The sequence below is a fragment of the Bradyrhizobium shewense genome (genome assembly GCF_900094605.1).
In the GTDB taxonomy this organism is placed as follows: Bacteria; Pseudomonadota; Alphaproteobacteria; order Rhizobiales; family Xanthobacteraceae; genus Bradyrhizobium; species Bradyrhizobium shewense.
The window spans coordinates 73,426-89,424 of record NZ_FMAI01000006.1 but is presented as its reverse complement, the minus strand read 5'-3'; the positions used below and the strand labels follow the sequence as shown (position 1 = coordinate 89,424).

Here is a 15,999-nt window from a genome sequence, read left to right as displayed (position 1 = left end):
TATAGCGGCGCCCATGTCGAACCCGCCAGATACGGCCGCCGCGCCGGCCGATCCGATCCCCGAGTGCCCGCATTGCCAGAAGCCGATGCCGCTGTGCATCTGCGACAGCGTCACGCCGATTGAAAATCGACTGTCCCTCCTGATCCTGCAGCATCCGCAGGAGCAGGACAGGGCGCTCGGCACCGCGCGCCTGCTTGCCGGGCATTTTGCCGATGCCACGGTGCGGGTCGGCCTGTCCTGGCCGAGCCTGTCCAAGGCGCTGGGACAGCCGGTGGAGAATGCCGCGCGTTGGGCCGTGCTCTATCTCGGCTCGGCCCGCGCCGCCGATCTCGAAGCGGAAGGCGAGATCGTCGCGCTCAACCGCAAGGGCGAGGTCGCGGAGAACCAGCGCGGGATCCTCGGCAAGCTCGAAGGCGTCGTGCTGCTTGACGGCACCTGGAGCCAGGCCAAGGCGCTGTGGTGGCGCAATCCCTGGATGCTGAAATGCCAGCGCGTCATCCTCAACCCGGCGCACCCCTCGCGCTATGGCCGTCTGCGCAAGGAGCCGCGCAAGGACGGGCTCTCCACCATCGAGGCCGCGGCGACGATTCTCGCCGGGCTCGAGCGGCGTCCTGACATCGCCGAGACGCTGAATGCGAGCTTTGAACGCCTGTTAATACGCTACCGCGAGGTCCAGGCCGAGATGCCGGAACTGGCGCCCAAACCTGCCCCGAAGGGCCGGCGCGACTTTCGGCGGCGCAAACGAGCCTGACTTCGGCCCACATCATCTGTACGGTCGATTGCACCGCGTGGGCCGGGCGTCTAGAGACGATCGGCCGAAACCGGTCGCGATCTGCTCCCCTGTTGCGGCATCGGAGAGCGAGAACCTGAGGGGCAGTCGAATTCAGCTCGCAGCGAAGGAAATTCTGGCACAGGCGGCGCGGCCCGATCGTTGGGGCACGCTCGCGCTGATGGACATTTCGCTGCGCTACCGCAGGACCGTGATCGGCCCGCTCTGGATCACGCTGACGCTGGCCGCGACGATCGCAAGCGTCGGCACGGTCTATGCGGCCCTGTTCAAGCAGGACATCGCCACCTTCCTGCCGTCCTTCGCGGTCGGCCTGATCGTCTGGACCCTGATCGCAACGACGCTCCAGGAGGGCTCCAACATCTTCGTGGCGTCCGGCCATCTCATCAAGGCCGTGCCGGCCCCGCTGATCGTTCACGTCCTCCAGATGATCGCGCGCAACGTCCTCATCTTCGCGCATCATTTGGTGATCGTCGTGCTGCTCTACGTCGTGATGCCCTGGCCGCTGCACTGGAGCATGCTGCTCGCGCTGCCCGGCTTTGCGATCCTGTTCCTCGCGCTGCTCGGCGGCTCGGTCGCACTCGGCATGCTCTGCGCGCGTTTTCGCGACATTGGTTCGGCGATCGTCAGCGGCCTGCAATTCGTCTTCTTTCTCACGCCGATCATCTGGACCGAGGACAGCGCGCGCGGCACCGCGTTTCACTGGCTGACGCTGGTCAATCCGTTCGCCACGCTGCTCGATCTGGTGCGCCGGCCGCTCTTGTCGCAGCCGACCGATGCGAAGCAATGGCTGCTAGGGGCCCTCTATGCGATCATCGTGGCCGTCATCGGCCTCGGCTGCTACGCAAAATACCGCCATCGCGTGGCGTATTGGCTGTGATGCGCGCATGACCAGGGCGGCCCACATCGTGCTACGCGACGTCTCGGTCACATTTCCGGTGCTGTCGTTTCGCGACCGCTCGCTGCGCAGCCGGTTCGTCGGCGCCGTGACGCTGCGCCGGAAGGCGGCGGTCTCGCACCTCATCACGGCGTTGAACGAGGTCAGCCTCGATATCCGCGCCGGCGACCGCCTCGCCATCATCGGCGCCAATGGTGCCGGCAAGACCACGCTGCTGCGGGTTCTCGCCGGCATCTATCATCCGACGGCGGGCAGCATCGACGTACGCGGACGCTGCCTGTCGCTGTTCGATTTGCAGGCCGGCTTCGACGAGGAAGCGACCGGTTACGAGAACATCATGCGGCGCGGGCTCGTGATCGGCGCGCGGCGGGCCGAGATCGACGCGCGGCGGGCGGAGATTGCAGAGTTCACCGAGCTCGGAGACCGGCTCGACCTGCCGCTGCGCACCTATTCCAGCGGCATGATGCTGCGCCTGATCTTTGCGGTCGCAACCGCGGTCGAGGGCGAGATAGTGCTGCTCGACGAATGGATCGGCGTTGGCGACCAGCAATTCCGCAAGAAGGCGCGGCAGCGATTGGATGAGATCGTCACCCGCGCCGGCATCCTGGTGCTCGCCTCGCATGACATCGAGCTGATCCAGAGCACCTGCAACCGGGCGATCCTGCTGGAGCAGGGGAAGATCATCGCGGCCGGCGCAACCGATACGATTCTCGCGCAATATCTGGCGGGGTCCGGCGGGAAGAAGGCGTAGCGGTTCGAAGGTCCCCCTGACGGGGCGGCCTCCAGCCAAAATCGGACGAAGGCGGTTGCCTAAACCCTTCATCCCCTATATTGCTCCGGCCTTACGGGGCCACGTGGCGGAGTGGTTACGCAACGGTCTGCAAAACCGTGTACACCAGTTCAATTCTGGTCGTGGCCTCCATCATATCCCTCTGATCTCCCAGCATAATTCGATTTCGCCGCCGGCTCCGCTGATGCTGCGCGCAACGTTCTGCCGACGTGAGAGGCGGATCGATCACCGGGTTTGTCCGGAGCTCGCTGGAACCCCCGATTCACGCCCGTTGGCATAGACTTCGCATCGGCGAAGTGATGCGACCGACATCAACGAGCGCTGGAGCACCCGTGGGCGACATCGTCCGATTTGTCCTGAAATCCGAGCTGGAGCGGGCCCGCCTCATTCGCGAGGCTCGCGCGATCTATGACAGCATCTTTCCATCGGCCGCACCCGACCGGGTGCCGCAGGATGGCGAGGATCGCATCAAGACCTGATCGGCGCAGCAGGGCTTCTCGTACGGCGAAGCGCCCGCGAGGCGGGCGCTACGGCTCACGATGAAAGCAGCTTCAGCAGGCCGCGTACCAGCCGTCGGGGAACGGCAGCAGGGGCCAGGCGCCCTCATTGTCATTGGCGGCTTTGGGCGTCGCGTGAAAACTCCACGAGCGGGGCACGAATTCCTCCTCCGGCGCGGGAGCAAAGTCTTCAATGACCATGGCGTCCCGGACGGCATCCAGCAACAAGTTGAATTCGGCTTCGCTTCTCATCGCACCCTCGCAGAACGCGGACGGCGCAATGTCGCAAAGCCGGTTTGTTACCCGGTTGAGCGGATCGTTCGCATTTTAACGATCCGGCGATGGGGTCCCGATTGGTTAGCGGTTTGTAAAAAATCCCCTCGGAAACTCTAGGTTCCTCGGCTGCGCCGGCAATGTGAAAGAGATCACATCCTCGGCGGTTTATTTCTCCTACGCCTTCGCATCCGGGCTCAATGCAGGCCGGAGCGGGCAGGGCGAACGGGAGACTGGTCATGAAGGCGAGGTTCTTGCGGTTTGCGGGTGTGAAGAGCCGGGCGCGCCGCGCCTCCACGGTCGGGCTGTTCCTGACGCTGTTTGCTTCCGCCGCCCACGCACAGGGGACGGCCGAACAGCGCCGGGCCTGCACGCCCGATGTCTATCGGCTCTGCGCCGGCGAAATCCCCAACGTCCGCGCCATCACGGCGTGCCTGCGGCGCAACCGGTCGAGCCTGAGCGAAGCTTGCCGCAGCGTGTTCGATCAGGCCGGCGGCTGAGGACCTGTGGATTTGTGCGCAGCAAGTGGCTCGCGTCGGCTGACGAATTCGCGATACCCGTCCTGTGGATATGCTGCGGACAGGCTGTGGATCGACGGGTGCTCCTGTAGCCCGGGTGAGCGCAGCGACTCCCGGGCTCTGCGCAGCAGCGTGCGAACGCTGCTGCGCGTCCGGGACACCAAGGCTGAGCAAGTGGGTGACTGGGCTTGCCGAACGCTCCCAGCATTTCGTCTCAAATTGCAACCCGCGCGTGCAAGAAGTCTTGATCGGGTGTGATCTAGGGGTGAACGCCCGGCTTGAACGCGCGTGCCGGGCACAACGACTAATATGTAGCGTGCATGAGGGTCAGGGAAACGTGATTACGTCTCCTCTTCCTAAAGTACCAAAATGGTGCTTTAGTGCTTTCCATGAGCCCTTCGCCCCGAAACGCGCCGTCAGCGCTGCGTTACAGGCTTGCCCCTGATCCGGCCGCCAAGGCCGCGCTGGAGGCGACGTTTAGGGCTTATGACCGTATGATGGAGATCCTCGATGAGGTCGCGCGGAGCCACAATGTGGGCTCCAATGTCGTCCTGCTGCATGCCCACGCCTATGACCCGATCCGCAAACAGACCGCGCTGCCTTCGCGCCTGGTGACGCTGGGCCTGCGTGACCGCGCCGAGTATCGCGCGGCACAGGGCCGCCGTCTGCCGCTCGACGACAAGCTCGCCAAGATCAAGGGCCCGGCCACCATTTCGATCGCGACCGTCGAGGGACGCTTCAGCGTGCCCTTCGACTATGCCGGCTATGCCGAGGGCTGGGGGCAGAGTGCGCCCGCGCGCCTCATCCGCACCGACGACGGCTTTGAAGTTCACTACGGCGTCACGCCGAACAATCTGCCAGAGGAGGAGAACGCCATGGATACCATCGCTGCCGCTCCCGAAAACTTCCTGTCCCGGGTCGGGCGCTTGATCGCCGGGATCGCCTATGACGCGATCGAGCAGGCGGAAGGCAAGAACAAGCTGAAAGTGGTCGGCCAGGCCATCCGCGAGATCGAGCGCGCCGAGAGCGAAGCGCGCGACGCGCTCGCCGCTGCGCGTGCCGAGGAATATCGCCTCAATGCGCGCCGCACCGAGATCGAACGCGAGATGGCCGATCTCGCCCCCAAGATCGAGGGCGCGATCGCTGACAGCCGCGACGATCTCGCCCGCGCCGGCATCGCGCGGCAGATGGATCTGGAGGCGCAGTTCGATGTGCTCTCCCGCGCCATCGACGAGAACAACGAGAAGATCGAGCAATGCATCACCTCGCTGCGCGCGGTGCTTTCCGCGCTTCAGGATGCCGAGCAGCGCCGCGCCGATCTCGAAAGGAGCGAGGCGGCGGCAAGCCATCAGGCCTCGACGTCATCCCGAAAACAGGGCGGTGGCTCTGCTGCGGCGAAGGCGCTGCGGGCGGGCAGGGCGGTGGCACGCGCCACCGGCGTGCCGCCGGGCATTCCCTATTCGAGCGACATCGACGAGCTCAGCGCGCTGCATCGCGACAAGGAAATTGCGGCGAGGCTCGCGCGGTTGAAGTCGCGCTCCTGAGTGCCGTGTCATGAGCGCTCTGCTCGAACACGTCATGTCGCCGGAGGTCAGGCCGTTCGCGATCGCGGCGGCCATGATCCTCATCGTCGGCTCGATCGAAGTGGTCTCGATGCTGGTCGGGGCTTCCTTGAGCGAAATGCTCGGCACCAACATCGATTTCGGTCACCCCAGCGACAATGGCGTGATCAACGCCATTTCCTGGATCAATGTCGGCGGCGTGCCGCTTCTGATCTTCCTGCTGCTGCTGCTCGGCGCCTTCTCCATCACCGGCTTCCTGATCCAGGACATCGCGCGAATGGTTGCGGGGCCCTTGCCGGCAACAGTCGCCTCGGTCGGGGCCGTCGTGGTCTCGGTTCCGGTGGTCCGCACCGCCAGCAGGGCGATCGCGCGGGTCATTCCCAAGGATGAAAGCTATGCCGTCGGCTTAGGGGATCTCGTCGGTCGCATCGGTGAGGTCGTCATCGGTCCGCTCGACCAGGGGCCGCCCGGCCGCGTCAGCGTCGCCGACGTCCACGGCAACCGCCATTTCGTCTGGGCGGTTGCGGCGCCGGCGTCATCGCCCCTGCCACAGGGAACCATGGTCCTGCTGGTCGACCGCGACGGCACCCGCTTCCTGGCGGTCAAGGCCGACGATGAACTCAAACCATCCAAGCCCACTCTAAACAGCTAGCAAGTCATTATCGGAGAACATCATGTTCGACATCGCAGTCCCGGCCATGATCGGCGTCGCGCTGATCGTCGTCCTCGGGATCGTCTTCACCATCCTCTACAAGCGCGCCACCCGCGACGAGGCCTTCGTGCGCACCGGCCTCGGCGGCAAGAAGGTCGTGCTCGACGGCGGCGCCATGATCCTGCCGATCTTCCACTCCTATGCCAGCGTCAATCTGAAGACGCTGCGGCTCACCGTGGAACGCAAGGAGCGGGAATCCCTCATCACCAGGGATCGGCTGCGCGTCGATATCGTCGCCGAGTTCTACGTGCGCGTTCGCCCCGACGACGAGAGTATCGCGCTTGCGAGCCAGACGCTGGGGGCACTGACCAATGACGCCGAAGCCCTGCGCAACCAGGTCGAGGCCAAATTCGTCGACGGCCTGCGCTCGGTGGCGGCGACCATGAGCATCCTGGAACTCCAGGAGAAGCGCTCGGACTTCGTCAAGCATGTGCAGGCGACAGTCGAGTCCGACGTCAAATCCAACGGCCTCGAACTTGAATCCGTGTCGCTCACGAAGCTCGACCAGACCGACGTCAAGTTCTTCAACCCGGAAAACTTCTTCGACGCCGAAGGTCTCACCCAGCTCAAGACTGTCACCGAGACGCGCCGGCGTGACCGCAACGCCATCGTGCGCGACAACGAGGTGGCGATCGCCCAGAAGGACCTCGAGGCGCGGCAGCAGACCCTCGGCATCGAGCGAACCAAGAAGGAAGCCGAGCTGTCGCAGGAGCGCGACATCGCCAACAAGACCGCGAGCACTCGCGCCGAGGTCGCAACCGCGACGCAGACCGCGCGCCTCACCGAGGAGAATGCCCGCATCGATACCGACAGGGCGGTCGCCGAGAAGGAGGCGGGCGCCAAGCAGGTCAAGGAAACCGCGGTGATCGAGTCCGATCTGGCGATCAACAAGCGCAAGACCGACGCCCAGCGCGAGATCCAGATCGCGACCCAAGAGAACGAGATCCAGATCGCCTCCAAGAGCAAGCAGACCTCGGAAGCCGTTGCCGAGGCCAAGACCGCCGAAGCGATCGCGGTCTCCGCGGAGGAAAAGGTCGTGACCGCACGCGCGGTCGAGGTCGCCGATCGTGCCCGTCTCACCCAGGTGCTGGCCGCGCGGACCGAGGCCGAGCGCAAATCAACCGAGCTGATCGTCGCGGCCGAAGCCGAGAAGAAGGCCTCGCTCGATCGCGCCGAGGCCGTGAAGACGCTGGCCACGGCCGAAGCCGAGTCCAACAAGATCAAGGCCGTGGGCGTGCGCAACATCGGCGAGGCGGAAGCTGCCGTCATCACCATGAAGAACGAGGCGCAGAACAAGCTCGGCAGCAACGTCATCGACTTCGAGATCGCCAAGAAGCGGATCGAGACGATGCCGGCGGCGCTGGCCGAGATGGTCAAGCCCATCGCCAACCTCAAGGACGTCCGTATCCTGCACACCGGCGGCGCGTTCGGCGGCAGCGGCGCCGGCGGAGGCAATGTCGGCTTCGGCGAGGGACTCGCCGGCGAGCTTCTCAAGGTGCACGCGCTGCGTCCGATGATCGACGAGATCCTGCGTCAGAGCGGCTTTGCGCCCGGCGACGATCCCGTGAAGGCGCTGGTCGGAGCCGTGACCGGCAAGAGCAACGGCGCCGCCGTGCCGGCGCCGTTGCCGGAGAAGACCAACACCGCCGATCTATGAATGCCCGTTCATTGCTGCTGAGAATTCGAATCGATAAACAGGCTGAGCGCGTCTCGCGTCGCGCTACGTCCCGGAGTGCGATCGATCGTCTTGAACCTTTCGATCGCACTTCGGACGAATCTTCCAAGGCAACACCATTGGTTGCCGCGGCGCCTGCGCCGATCGACGCCAGGCGCTGAAGCCTGTTTCGATCGGGGAATTTCATATGAAATATTTTCTGTCTGGACTGATCGCGATCGGCCTTTCGATCGCCGCCATGCCGTCGTTCGCGGCCGATGCCCGCAACGTCACCGTCGTCAACGAGACCGGCTATGCCATCAAATTCCTGGGCTTCAACGCGCCGGATGATGGCCTGGACGAATGGGACAACGAACTCGACAAGGTCTTGCAGAACCAGGCCAGCACTTATGTCGAGTTCGACGAGGACGACGACGGCTGCGTCTGGAATATCCGCGTCGACTGGCAGAGCTACGACGAGGCCGTGCTCTGGAAGAACGTCAACCTCTGCAAGATGACCGCGCTTCGGCTGCGCTACGATCCCGGCACCAAGACCACTTCGTTCCTTGCCGAGTAGCCTTTGGCCGACACGGCCCGGAGGAGGGGGCATCCCAGCCTTCCTCCGGCGCATTGCGCATGATGACGAATTCGTCCTTTGCAAGCGCAAGCGGCTTTGTTATACGCAGCCGCGCGCGAACGACTGGTTCGCCTTTTCCTCGGTAGCTCAGCGGTAGAGCATCCGACTGTTAATCGGATGGTCGCTGGTTCGAATCCAGCCCGGGGAGCCAAATCCTTCCGCAAATTCAACGGATTACGGGCGCATTCTCGCGCGATGCGCGATTTCGTTGCCGTGCCCTCTGAACCGCGCTGTCGCGATTCCATCTGGGAATCGCATTCAAGCAGATGTGTTGTGGGTTGGCCCCGTCGCGCCATGCGGACGGCGCCAAATCGACTCAATTGAAATCGAGCTTCGCGATAGCCGGATCTTAACGGAGCTGATTCCCATGCCAGACATCCAGGTCGACCATATGGCCCCCTCGATTCTGCCGGCCGACATTCCCGAGCTCAGCGACGACGAATGCCTCGCCTGTCTGGCGCGTGCGGTCGAGACGCCCGATTCGGCACGGCTGGACGAGGTCGCCGCTCTGATCGGTCGCCTCGCGGTGGCCATCGAATAATCCGTCCCGACCCTGATGCGGTAACATGCGGAAGCCCTAGCCCCGCAGGCTAACGGCCGTGTTGCGTTTTGGCCGTGCATGCTCCAAAGATGCCGCGAATTTCGTCCGCGGCATCGTCCGCCTTGCAGGGTCCGCAAATGTCCGGTTTCTCGACCGCGCGCCTCAAAATGGTCGATGGCCAGGTGCGCACCAGTGACGTCACCGACCGTCGTGTTCTCGATGCCATGCTCACGGTTCCGCGCGAGGCCTTCGTGCCGGCCGACCGGCAGGCGTTGGCCTACCTCGATCTCGACCTCGACGTGAGCGAAGGCGCCGCCAAGCGGTTCCTGATCAAGCCGCGGCTGACCGGCAAGCTGCTCCAGGCCGCCGAAATCGGCGAGGGCGACAACGTGCTGGTGGTCGGCTGCGCCACGGGCTACCTCGCGGCGCTGGTCGCCAAGCTCGCGCAGCAGGTTACCGCGACCGAGTGCGATCCGGCTTTGGCCGCGAAGGCCAAGGCCGCCCTGGCCGCCCTGAACCTTGCCAATGTCACCTGCAAGGCCGCGGCCTGCGCCGACGGCGATCCGTCCGCCGCTCCCTATGACGTGATCATCCTCAATGGCGCGACTGAGGTCGTGCCGGAAGCGCTGCTCGGGCAGCTGAAGGAGGGCGGGCGTCTGGTGGGGGTGTCCGCCGAATCCAGGCCGCCGCGTGCCATAATCGTGACCCATACCCATGGTGAATTCGGCCATCGGGCCCTGTTCGACGCTGCCGCTCCGGTCCTTCCCGAGCTGGAACGGGCGGCCGCCTTCGTCTTCTGACGCCCAAAACGCGATAAAATCCCGTTCTGAATCAGAAGTGTGGCCGGGATGCTGCACGTAAAGAGTTTCCACTGAGAACTACCCTCAGGTAGTTCCGTCGCGCTTGACCGCGTCTTATGTTGCGGCGGGGCAACGACTCCACTCGTAGACGGTAACCCAGCTCGCGGGCACGAGCCGGGCGTTAGAATGAACGGAATTTTTGGGATGCATGGGGTGAAGCTCTTCACCGGAGCTGCGGTTTCGGTCCTGCTGCTCGCGCTTGCCGGGCCGACGCCTGCCTTGGCGGACACGATCGAGTCCGCGCTGGTGCGCGCCTATCAGAACAATCCACAGCTCAACGCACAGCGCGCCCAGGTGCGCTCGACTGACGAAAACGTGCCGCAGGCGCTGTCGGGATATCGCCCCAAGGTCGCGCTGACGGCGAGCGGGGGCATTCAGTACTCGGACTTCAAGAGCGGCGCCAACGATCCTCCGATCAACGGTAAAGGCTATCCCCGAAGCGTGGGACTGACTGCTACCCAGACGCTCTACAACGGTAACCAGACTGCCAACAGGACGCGCGCCGCGGAGAGTCAGGTTTCCGGCTCTCGCGAAGCGCTGCGCAGCCTCGATCAGAGCATATTGCTCCTGGCCGCCACGACCTACATGGATTATCTGCGCGACTCGGCGACGCTCGAAGTCCAGCGCAGCAACGTGCGGGTGCTCGAGCAGACGCTCAAGCAGACCCGTGACCGCTTCAACGTCGGCGAAGTGACGCGCACCGACGTTGCACAGTCGGAAGCACAGCTGGCGGCAGGCAGGACGCAGGCCCTGACCGCGGAAGCAAATCTCACCACGACGCGCGCGAACTTCCGCCGCATCATCGGCAACGAGCCGACGAATCTGGCACCCGGCTCCCCGGTGGACCGTTTCCTGCCCGCGACGCTCGCTGCCGCGGTCGAGCTCGGCCTCGTCGAGCATCCCAACGTCACGGCCGCGATGTTCGGCATCGACGTCAATTTCTTGCAGGTCAAGGTTGCCGAGGGCGCTCTGCTGCCCACGGTCACCCTGCAGGCGGGCGTGACCCAGGCCTACGAACAATCTTTGATTCAGTACCGCTCGCTCAACGCTTCCGCGCTCGCGCAGATCTCGGTGCCGATCTATCAGGGCGGTAGCGAATATTCGCTGATCCGCCAGTCCAAGGAAAACCTGGCGCAGCAACGTCTCAACCTCGAAAACACGCGGGATCAGACCCGCGCCACTGTCGTGCAGTGGTGGGGTTCGCTGCAGGCCGGCAAGGCGCAGGTGCAATCGGCGCAAGCGCAGGTGACGGCGTCCGAGATCGCGCTGAACGGCGTGCGTGAAGAGGCCAAGGCCGGTCAGCGCACCACGCTCGACGTGCTCAACGCGCAGCAGGCGCTGGTCAATGCGCGCGTCGCGCTGGTGACCGCGCAGCATGACCGGGTTGTTGCATCCTATAACGTCCTCTCGGCCGTCGGCCGTCTCGCGCCGCAGGTCCTCGGCCTTGCAACCACGGTTTACGATCCCAGCGTTCACTACCATCAGGTCCGCGACAGCTGGGCCGGCGTGCGTACGCCTGACGGGCGCTGATTCACGTCACGTTCTCGTCCGGTCGGCCTCGTGAATTGCCGAGGCCGACCGGCGCTTTGCTTGCAATCATCAAAATCCCTGACATAGCCTTGCCAAGACGATGCGGGTCGATTCGCCTCGCAGTGATGCCGTGTGCGTAAAGCTTGAGTGCCGGGGGCAGGGGCGCACCGCTGCACGTTGAGCCGTGATCTGGGGACAAGTCGGGCTGCCGCGACGAAAATGTCGGGCCACCCATCCGGAACCGGCCAATCCTGTCGTGCTTGGTGTAAAACAACGCATGCGAGGGCGTTGATGATGTGGAGTCGGAGATGACGCAGCCTGCAAAGGTCACAGAACCCTCGATGGAGGAGATTCTGGCCTCGATCCGGCGCATCATTGCCGACGATGAGGCCAAGCCGCCGCCGGCGGAGGCTGCAAAGCCCGCGCCAGCTCCTGCTGCGCCCGCACCCAAGCCGCAGGCGATGAACGACATTCCGCCCTCCAAGGTTGCCCCTGCCAAACCTGCCGCTGAAAAACCTGCGCCACCTCCGGCCGCAAAGCCGGCACCGGCCCCACCGCCTGCGGCGGAGGCGTCACCGAACAGCCAGGACGACATTGACGCGCTGCTGGCGGGGCTCGATACGGCCACAACCGCGCCGGAGGTCCGCGAGCCGGAGCCCGAGCCCGAGCCTGAGCCCGACGTGCTCGAATTGACCGACGAGATGGCGATGGATCCGACACCGCCTCCGCCGCCGCCGAGCTTCCGCAAGGTCGAGCCGCGCGACGATCTCGAATTCGCCGAATCGCCGCCGCCGCGTCCGACGCCGCCACCGTCTTACGCGCCGGTGGATTTCGATGCTCCGCCGCTGCCGCCGCAGCAGCCCATGCTCGCGCAGTCGACCGTCTCGGCGGTCGAATCCGCCTTCAACTCCCTGGCCCATACGGTGCTCAGCAGCAATGCACGGACGCTGGAGGATCTGGTCAAGGAGATGCTGCGTCCGATGCTGAAATCCTGGCTCGACGACAATTTGCCGGGCCTCGTTGAACGCATCGTGAAGGCCGAAATCGAGCGGGTCTCGCGCGGCGGCCGCTGAGACGGTCGTGCGGCCCCGATAAAGCCCTGCTCCTGTGGCATATTCGGTCTGCGGACCGGGCTGGAAAGCCTTTGCCGCTGAGCTTCCCGTTGACTTGACCCGCACACGCGGCTTTCTAACAGCCCCATGATCGAGAAAAATTACCAGCCCGCCGATATCGAAGCCCGCATGTCCGTGGTGTGGGAGGATAGCCTTGCCTTCAAGGCTGGCCGCCCCGACCGCCGCGACGCCGTGCCGTTTACCATCGTGATCCCGCCGCCGAACGTGACGGGCTCGCTGCACATGGGCCACGCCCTCAACAACACGCTGCAGGACATCCTGTGCCGGTTTGAGCGCATGCGCGACCGCGACGTGCTGTGGCAGCCCGGCACCGACCATGCCGGCATCGCCACCCAGATGGTGGTCGAGCGGCAACTGATGGAGCGCCAGCAGCCCGGCCGCCGCGAGATGGGCCGCGAGAAATTCCTGGAGCGGGTCTGGCAGTGGAAGGCCGAGAGCGGCGACACCATCATCAACCAGCTCAAGCGGCTCGGCGCCTCCTGCGACTGGTCGCGCGAACGCTTCACCATGGACGAGGGCCTGTCGAAGGCCGTCATCAAGGTGTTCGTCGAGCTCCATCGCGACGGCCTGATCTACAAGGACAAGCGGCTGGTGAATTGGGACACCAAGCTGCTCACCGCGATCTCTGATCTCGAGGTGCAGCAGACCGAGGTGAAGGGCCATCTCTGGTATCTGCGCTATCCGATCGAGGGCAAGACATTCAGCCCTGAGGATCCCTCGAGCTTCATCGTCGTCGCCACCACGCGCCCCGAGACCATGCTGGGCGATACCGGCGTTGCCGTGCATCCCGAGGACGAGCGCTACCTGAAGCTGGTCGGCAAGAACGTGATTCTGCCGCTGGTCGGCCGCAAGATCGCGATCGTCGCCGACGATTATTCCGATCCCGAGAAGGGCTCGGGCGCGGTCAAGGTGACGCCGGCGCACGACTTCAACGACTTCGAGGTCGGCAATCGCCACGGCCTGCGCCGCATCAGCGTGCTCGACAGGGAAGGTTGTCTCGATCTCGTCGACAACGAGGATTATCTGCGCGACCTGCCGGAAGGCGCCTCGCAATTCGCCGAGGAATTCCACAAGGTCGACCGCTTCGTCGCGCGCAAGCGCATCGTCGAGCGGCTGGAATCGTTCGGCTTCGTCGAGCGGATCGAACCGCACACCCACATGGTGCCGCACGGCGACCGCTCCAACAGCGTGATCGAGCCGTACCTGACCGACCAGTGGTATGTCGACGCCAAGACGCTGGCAAAGCCCGCGATCGCGGCGGTGCGGTCGGGCGAAACGTCGTTCGTGCCGAAAAACTGGGAAAAGACCTATTTCGAGTGGATGGAGAATATCCAGCCCTGGTGCATCTCGCGCCAGCTCTGGTGGGGCCATCAGATCCCGGCCTGGTACGGACCTGACGGCAAGGTGTTCGTCGCCGAGACCGAGGAGGAGGCCGTCAGCCACGCGCTCGGCTACTACGTCGAGCAGGAAGTCATCACGGCCGAGCAGGGCCGCGAGATGGCGCTTGACCGCAACAAGCGCGAGGGCTTCATCACGCGCGACGAGGACGTGCTCGACACCTGGTTCTCCTCGGCGCTGTGGCCGTTCTCGACGCTCGGCTGGCCCGAGGACGCGCCCGAGGTGCAGCGCTATTACCCGACCAATGCGCTGGTGACCGGCTTCGACATCATCTTCTTCTGGGTCGCCCGCATGATGATGATGGGCCTGCACTTCATGAAGGAGGTGCCGTTCTCGACCATCTACATCCACGCCCTCGTCCGCGACGAGAAGGGCGCCAAGATGTCGAAGTCGAAGGGCAACGTCATCGATCCGCTCAACCTGATCGACGAATACGGCGCGGACGCGCTGCGCTTCACGCTGGCCGCGATGGCGGCGCAGGGCCGCGACATCAAGCTCGCCACCAGCCGCGTCGAGGGCTATCGCAATTTCGCGACCAAGCTCTGGAATGCGTCGCGCTTCGCCGAAATGAACCACTGCGCCGTGCCCGAGGGTTTCGAGCCGGCGAAGGCCAAGGAGACGCTGAACCGCTGGATCGCGCATGAAAGCGCGCACACCACGCGTGAGGTGACCGAGGCGATCGAGGCCTATCGCTTCAACGATGCGGCGGGTAGCATCTACCGCTTCGTCTGGAACGTCTATTGCGACTGGTATGTCGAGCTCGCAAAACCCCTGCTGCTGGGCCCCGACAGCCCGGCCAAGGACGAAACCCGTGCCATGGTCGCCTGGGCGCGCGATGAGATCCTGAAGCTGCTGCATCCCTTCATGCCCTTCATCACCGAGGAGCTGTGGGAGGTGACGGCCAAGCGCGACGGTCTGCTCGCATTGGCGCAATGGCCGCTGAAGCCGGCCGAGCCGACGCCGGAGCAGCTCGCAATCCTCGCTGCAGCGGCCGGACCGACCGAACCGCTGATGTCGCCGATGTTGGTCATGCCGATCTTCGACCACGCCGACTTCACCGATCCCAAGGCGGAAGCCGAGATCGGCTGGGTGATCGACCTGATCACGCAGATCCGTTCGGTGCGTGCCGAGATGAACATTCCGCCGGCAACGCTGACGGCGCTGGTGCTCGTCGGCGCCTCCGCCGAAACCAGGGACCGCGTGCCGCGCTGGACCGACGTCATCAAGCGCATGGCGCGGCTGTCGGACATCTCCTTCGCCGACCGCGCGCCCGACGGTGCGGTTCAGCTGCTCGTGCGCGGCGAAGTCGCCGCGCTGCCGCTGAAGGGCGTGATCGACGTCGCTGCCGAGCGCACGCGTCTCGACAAGGAGATCGGCAAGGCCGACGCCGATATCAAGCGTGCCGAGTCCAAGCTCGCGAACGAAAAGTTCGTCGCCAACGCGGCCGAGGAGGTCGTCGAGGAGGAGCGCGAAAAGCGCGAGGCGGCGCTGGCCCGCAAGGCCAAGCTGCTCGAAGCCATGGAGCGGCTGAAGCAGGCCACTTAGGCCTACTTCGGAAACGGCTTGCTCAAAAACTTCGAGCCCCTGACGCCATAGCGCCAGGGCAGCTCGACGGCCTTCGTGATGCCGATCCGGATGCCGGCAACCACCTCCAACTCCTCGGTCCGCGCATGCAGCGCGATCGGCGGTCGGTCCAGCGGCAGCGTGTTGTGCACGATGGTGATGCCGAGCGCCTCGGTCAGCTTGCCGGGACCCGAGCACAGCGCGTGTACATCCTGGAGATGACGGCGGCGGCGCATCGCGGCGATCCCGTGCGTCGGCTCCAGCGCGCGGATCAGCACGGCGCTGGCCGAGCCTTCCTCCTCGCAGACGAAGTTCACGCACCAGTGGATGCCGTAGGAGCGATAGACATAGGCAAAGCCCGGTGGGCCGAACATCACCTGGTTCCGCTGCGTCGGACCGTTGTAGGAGTGCGCCGCCGGCTCGGTATGATGATAGGCCTCGACCTCGACGATGAGGCCGCCGACGCCGTCGACCAGCATGGTCGCACCAATCAGGTCCCGGGCGACGTCGCGGACGTTGCGGTCGAAAAAGCCGCGCTTGAGCAGCTTGCCGAGGCGCGGGGGTGAGGACTTCGAGCTTGGAGCCATTCGAGGTGAGAATCGCCTGAGAACAGAGCAAGATATTGCCCATATCTGCCATGTTCCCT

Annotated in this window: 15 protein-coding genes, 2 tRNA genes and 1 pseudogene; 16 read left to right on the top strand and 2 right to left on the bottom strand. The window is 64.7% G+C overall.

Translation table 11 applies throughout. From position 1 onward, the window contains the following. Positions 1–13 precede the first annotated feature (13 nt). From GA0061098_RS13295 to GA0061098_RS44920, 5 genes and pseudogenes are all read left to right on the top strand, one after another. Positions 14–751: a tRNA-uridine aminocarboxypropyltransferase gene (locus GA0061098_RS13295; protein ID WP_091956967.1), complete on the top strand. Its 738-nt coding sequence runs from the start codon at positions 14–16 to the stop codon at positions 749–751. A 37-nt stretch (positions 752–788) separates the two neighbouring features. Then, positions 789–1,667, top strand: a complete 879-nt coding sequence (locus GA0061098_RS13290) for an ABC transporter permease (RefSeq protein ID WP_245323289.1) — start codon at positions 789–791, stop codon at positions 1,665–1,667. A gap of 163 nt (positions 1,668–1,830) precedes the next feature. Then, a pseudogene (locus GA0061098_RS13285) lies at positions 1,831–2,436 on the top strand (ABC transporter ATP-binding protein); the annotation flags it as partial. 97 nt (positions 2,437–2,533) lie between these two features. Continuing rightward, positions 2,534–2,607: transfer RNA gene (locus GA0061098_RS13280), tRNA-Cys, on the top strand. 200 nt (positions 2,608–2,807) lie between these two features. Beyond that, entirely contained in the window at positions 2,808–2,954 is a 147-nt protein-coding gene (locus GA0061098_RS44920; protein WP_165637337.1) for a hypothetical protein, read from the top strand. 72 nt (positions 2,955–3,026) lie between these two features. Here the strand turns inward: GA0061098_RS44920 and GA0061098_RS13270 are convergent, their stop codons facing one another. Further along, positions 3,027–3,224 carry a hypothetical protein gene (locus tag GA0061098_RS13270; RefSeq protein ID WP_018320410.1) on the bottom strand — a complete coding sequence of 66 codons (198 nt, stop codon included), beginning with the start codon at positions 3,222–3,224 and terminating at the stop codon, positions 3,027–3,029. Positions 3,225–3,484: 260 nt separating this feature from the next. Here GA0061098_RS13270 and GA0061098_RS13265 point away from each other — a divergent pair, with 260 nt between their 5' ends. The 11 genes from GA0061098_RS13265 (at position 3,485) to GA0061098_RS13215 (ending at position 15,335) form a co-directional block, all read left to right on the top strand. After that, positions 3,485–3,745, top strand: a complete 261-nt coding sequence (locus GA0061098_RS13265) for a hypothetical protein (protein ID WP_015686208.1) — start codon at positions 3,485–3,487, stop codon at positions 3,743–3,745. Between the two features lie 398 nt (positions 3,746–4,143). Then, positions 4,144–5,307 (top strand): PspA/IM30 family protein, encoded by a 1,164-nt coding sequence (locus tag GA0061098_RS13260; protein ID WP_091956735.1) that lies wholly within the window; start codon positions 4,144–4,146, stop codon positions 5,305–5,307. Positions 5,308–5,317: 10 nt separating this feature from the next. Further along, positions 5,318–5,977 carry an OB-fold-containig protein gene (locus tag GA0061098_RS13255; RefSeq protein WP_091956734.1) on the top strand — a complete coding sequence of 220 codons (660 nt, stop codon included), beginning with the start codon at positions 5,318–5,320 and terminating at the stop codon, positions 5,975–5,977. Between the two features lie 22 nt (positions 5,978–5,999). After that, positions 6,000–7,694 (top strand): flotillin family protein, encoded by a 1,695-nt coding sequence (locus GA0061098_RS13250; protein WP_091956733.1) that lies wholly within the window; start codon positions 6,000–6,002, stop codon positions 7,692–7,694. Between the two features lie 205 nt (positions 7,695–7,899). Then, the gene (locus tag GA0061098_RS13245) at positions 7,900–8,268 is read left to right on the top strand and encodes a hypothetical protein (protein WP_091956732.1); all 369 of its coding nucleotides are present in this window, start codon (positions 7,900–7,902) and stop codon (positions 8,266–8,268) included. 136 nt (positions 8,269–8,404) lie between these two features. Beyond that, positions 8,405–8,479 (top strand) — tRNA-Asn (locus tag GA0061098_RS13240). Between the two features lie 216 nt (positions 8,480–8,695). Continuing rightward, the gene (locus tag GA0061098_RS13235) at positions 8,696–8,869 is read left to right on the top strand and encodes a hypothetical protein (protein WP_018320416.1); all 174 of its coding nucleotides are present in this window, start codon (positions 8,696–8,698) and stop codon (positions 8,867–8,869) included. 137 nt (positions 8,870–9,006) lie between these two features. Continuing rightward, positions 9,007–9,669 (top strand): protein-L-isoaspartate O-methyltransferase family protein, encoded by a 663-nt coding sequence (locus tag GA0061098_RS13230; RefSeq protein ID WP_091956731.1) that lies wholly within the window; start codon positions 9,007–9,009, stop codon positions 9,667–9,669. A gap of 204 nt (positions 9,670–9,873) precedes the next feature. Next, entirely contained in the window at positions 9,874–11,259 is a 1,386-nt protein-coding gene (locus GA0061098_RS13225) for a TolC family outer membrane protein (RefSeq protein WP_091956730.1), read from the top strand. Positions 11,260–11,567: 308 nt separating this feature from the next. After that, the gene (locus GA0061098_RS13220; RefSeq protein ID WP_165637336.1) at positions 11,568–12,332 is read left to right on the top strand and encodes a PopZ family protein; all 765 of its coding nucleotides are present in this window, start codon (positions 11,568–11,570) and stop codon (positions 12,330–12,332) included. Positions 12,333–12,458: 126 nt separating this feature from the next. Beyond that, positions 12,459–15,335, top strand: coding sequence for a valine--tRNA ligase (locus tag GA0061098_RS13215; RefSeq protein ID WP_091956728.1), 2,877 nt, complete (start codon positions 12,459–12,461; stop codon positions 15,333–15,335). Positions 15,336–15,337: 2 nt separating this feature from the next. On the opposite strand, the gene GA0061098_RS13210 is transcribed toward GA0061098_RS13215, so the two are convergent. Next, complete coding sequence (locus GA0061098_RS13210) at positions 15,338–15,940, bottom strand: DNA-3-methyladenine glycosylase (protein WP_091956727.1); 603 nt, start codon at positions 15,938–15,940, stop codon at positions 15,338–15,340. Positions 15,941–15,999: the final 59 nt, after the last annotated feature.

Coding starts and splice junctions, on each gene's coding strand:
- GA0061098_RS13255 (WP_091956734.1), top strand. CDS start 5,318: ATGAGCGCTCTGCTCGAACACGTCATGTCGCCGGAGGTCAGGCCGTTC.
- GA0061098_RS13220 (WP_165637336.1), top strand. CDS start 11,568: ATGACGCAGCCTGCAAAGGTCACAGAACCCTCGATGGAGGAGATTCTG.
- GA0061098_RS13295 (WP_091956967.1), top strand. CDS start 14: ATGTCGAACCCGCCAGATACGGCCGCCGCGCCGGCCGATCCGATCCCC.
- GA0061098_RS13235 (WP_018320416.1), top strand. CDS start 8,696: ATGCCAGACATCCAGGTCGACCATATGGCCCCCTCGATTCTGCCGGCC.
- GA0061098_RS13230 (WP_091956731.1), top strand. CDS start 9,007: ATGTCCGGTTTCTCGACCGCGCGCCTCAAAATGGTCGATGGCCAGGTG.
- GA0061098_RS13225 (WP_091956730.1), top strand. CDS start 9,874: ATGCATGGGGTGAAGCTCTTCACCGGAGCTGCGGTTTCGGTCCTGCTG.
- GA0061098_RS13245 (WP_091956732.1), top strand. CDS start 7,900: ATGAAATATTTTCTGTCTGGACTGATCGCGATCGGCCTTTCGATCGCC.
- GA0061098_RS13215 (WP_091956728.1), top strand. CDS start 12,459: ATGATCGAGAAAAATTACCAGCCCGCCGATATCGAAGCCCGCATGTCC.
- GA0061098_RS13270 (WP_018320410.1), bottom strand. CDS start 3,224: ATGAGAAGCGAAGCCGAATTCAACTTGTTGCTGGATGCCGTCCGGGAC.
- GA0061098_RS13250 (WP_091956733.1), top strand. CDS start 6,000: ATGTTCGACATCGCAGTCCCGGCCATGATCGGCGTCGCGCTGATCGTC.
- GA0061098_RS13265 (WP_015686208.1), top strand. CDS start 3,485: ATGAAGGCGAGGTTCTTGCGGTTTGCGGGTGTGAAGAGCCGGGCGCGC.
- GA0061098_RS13210 (WP_091956727.1), bottom strand. CDS start 15,940: ATGGCTCCAAGCTCGAAGTCCTCACCCCCGCGCCTCGGCAAGCTGCTC.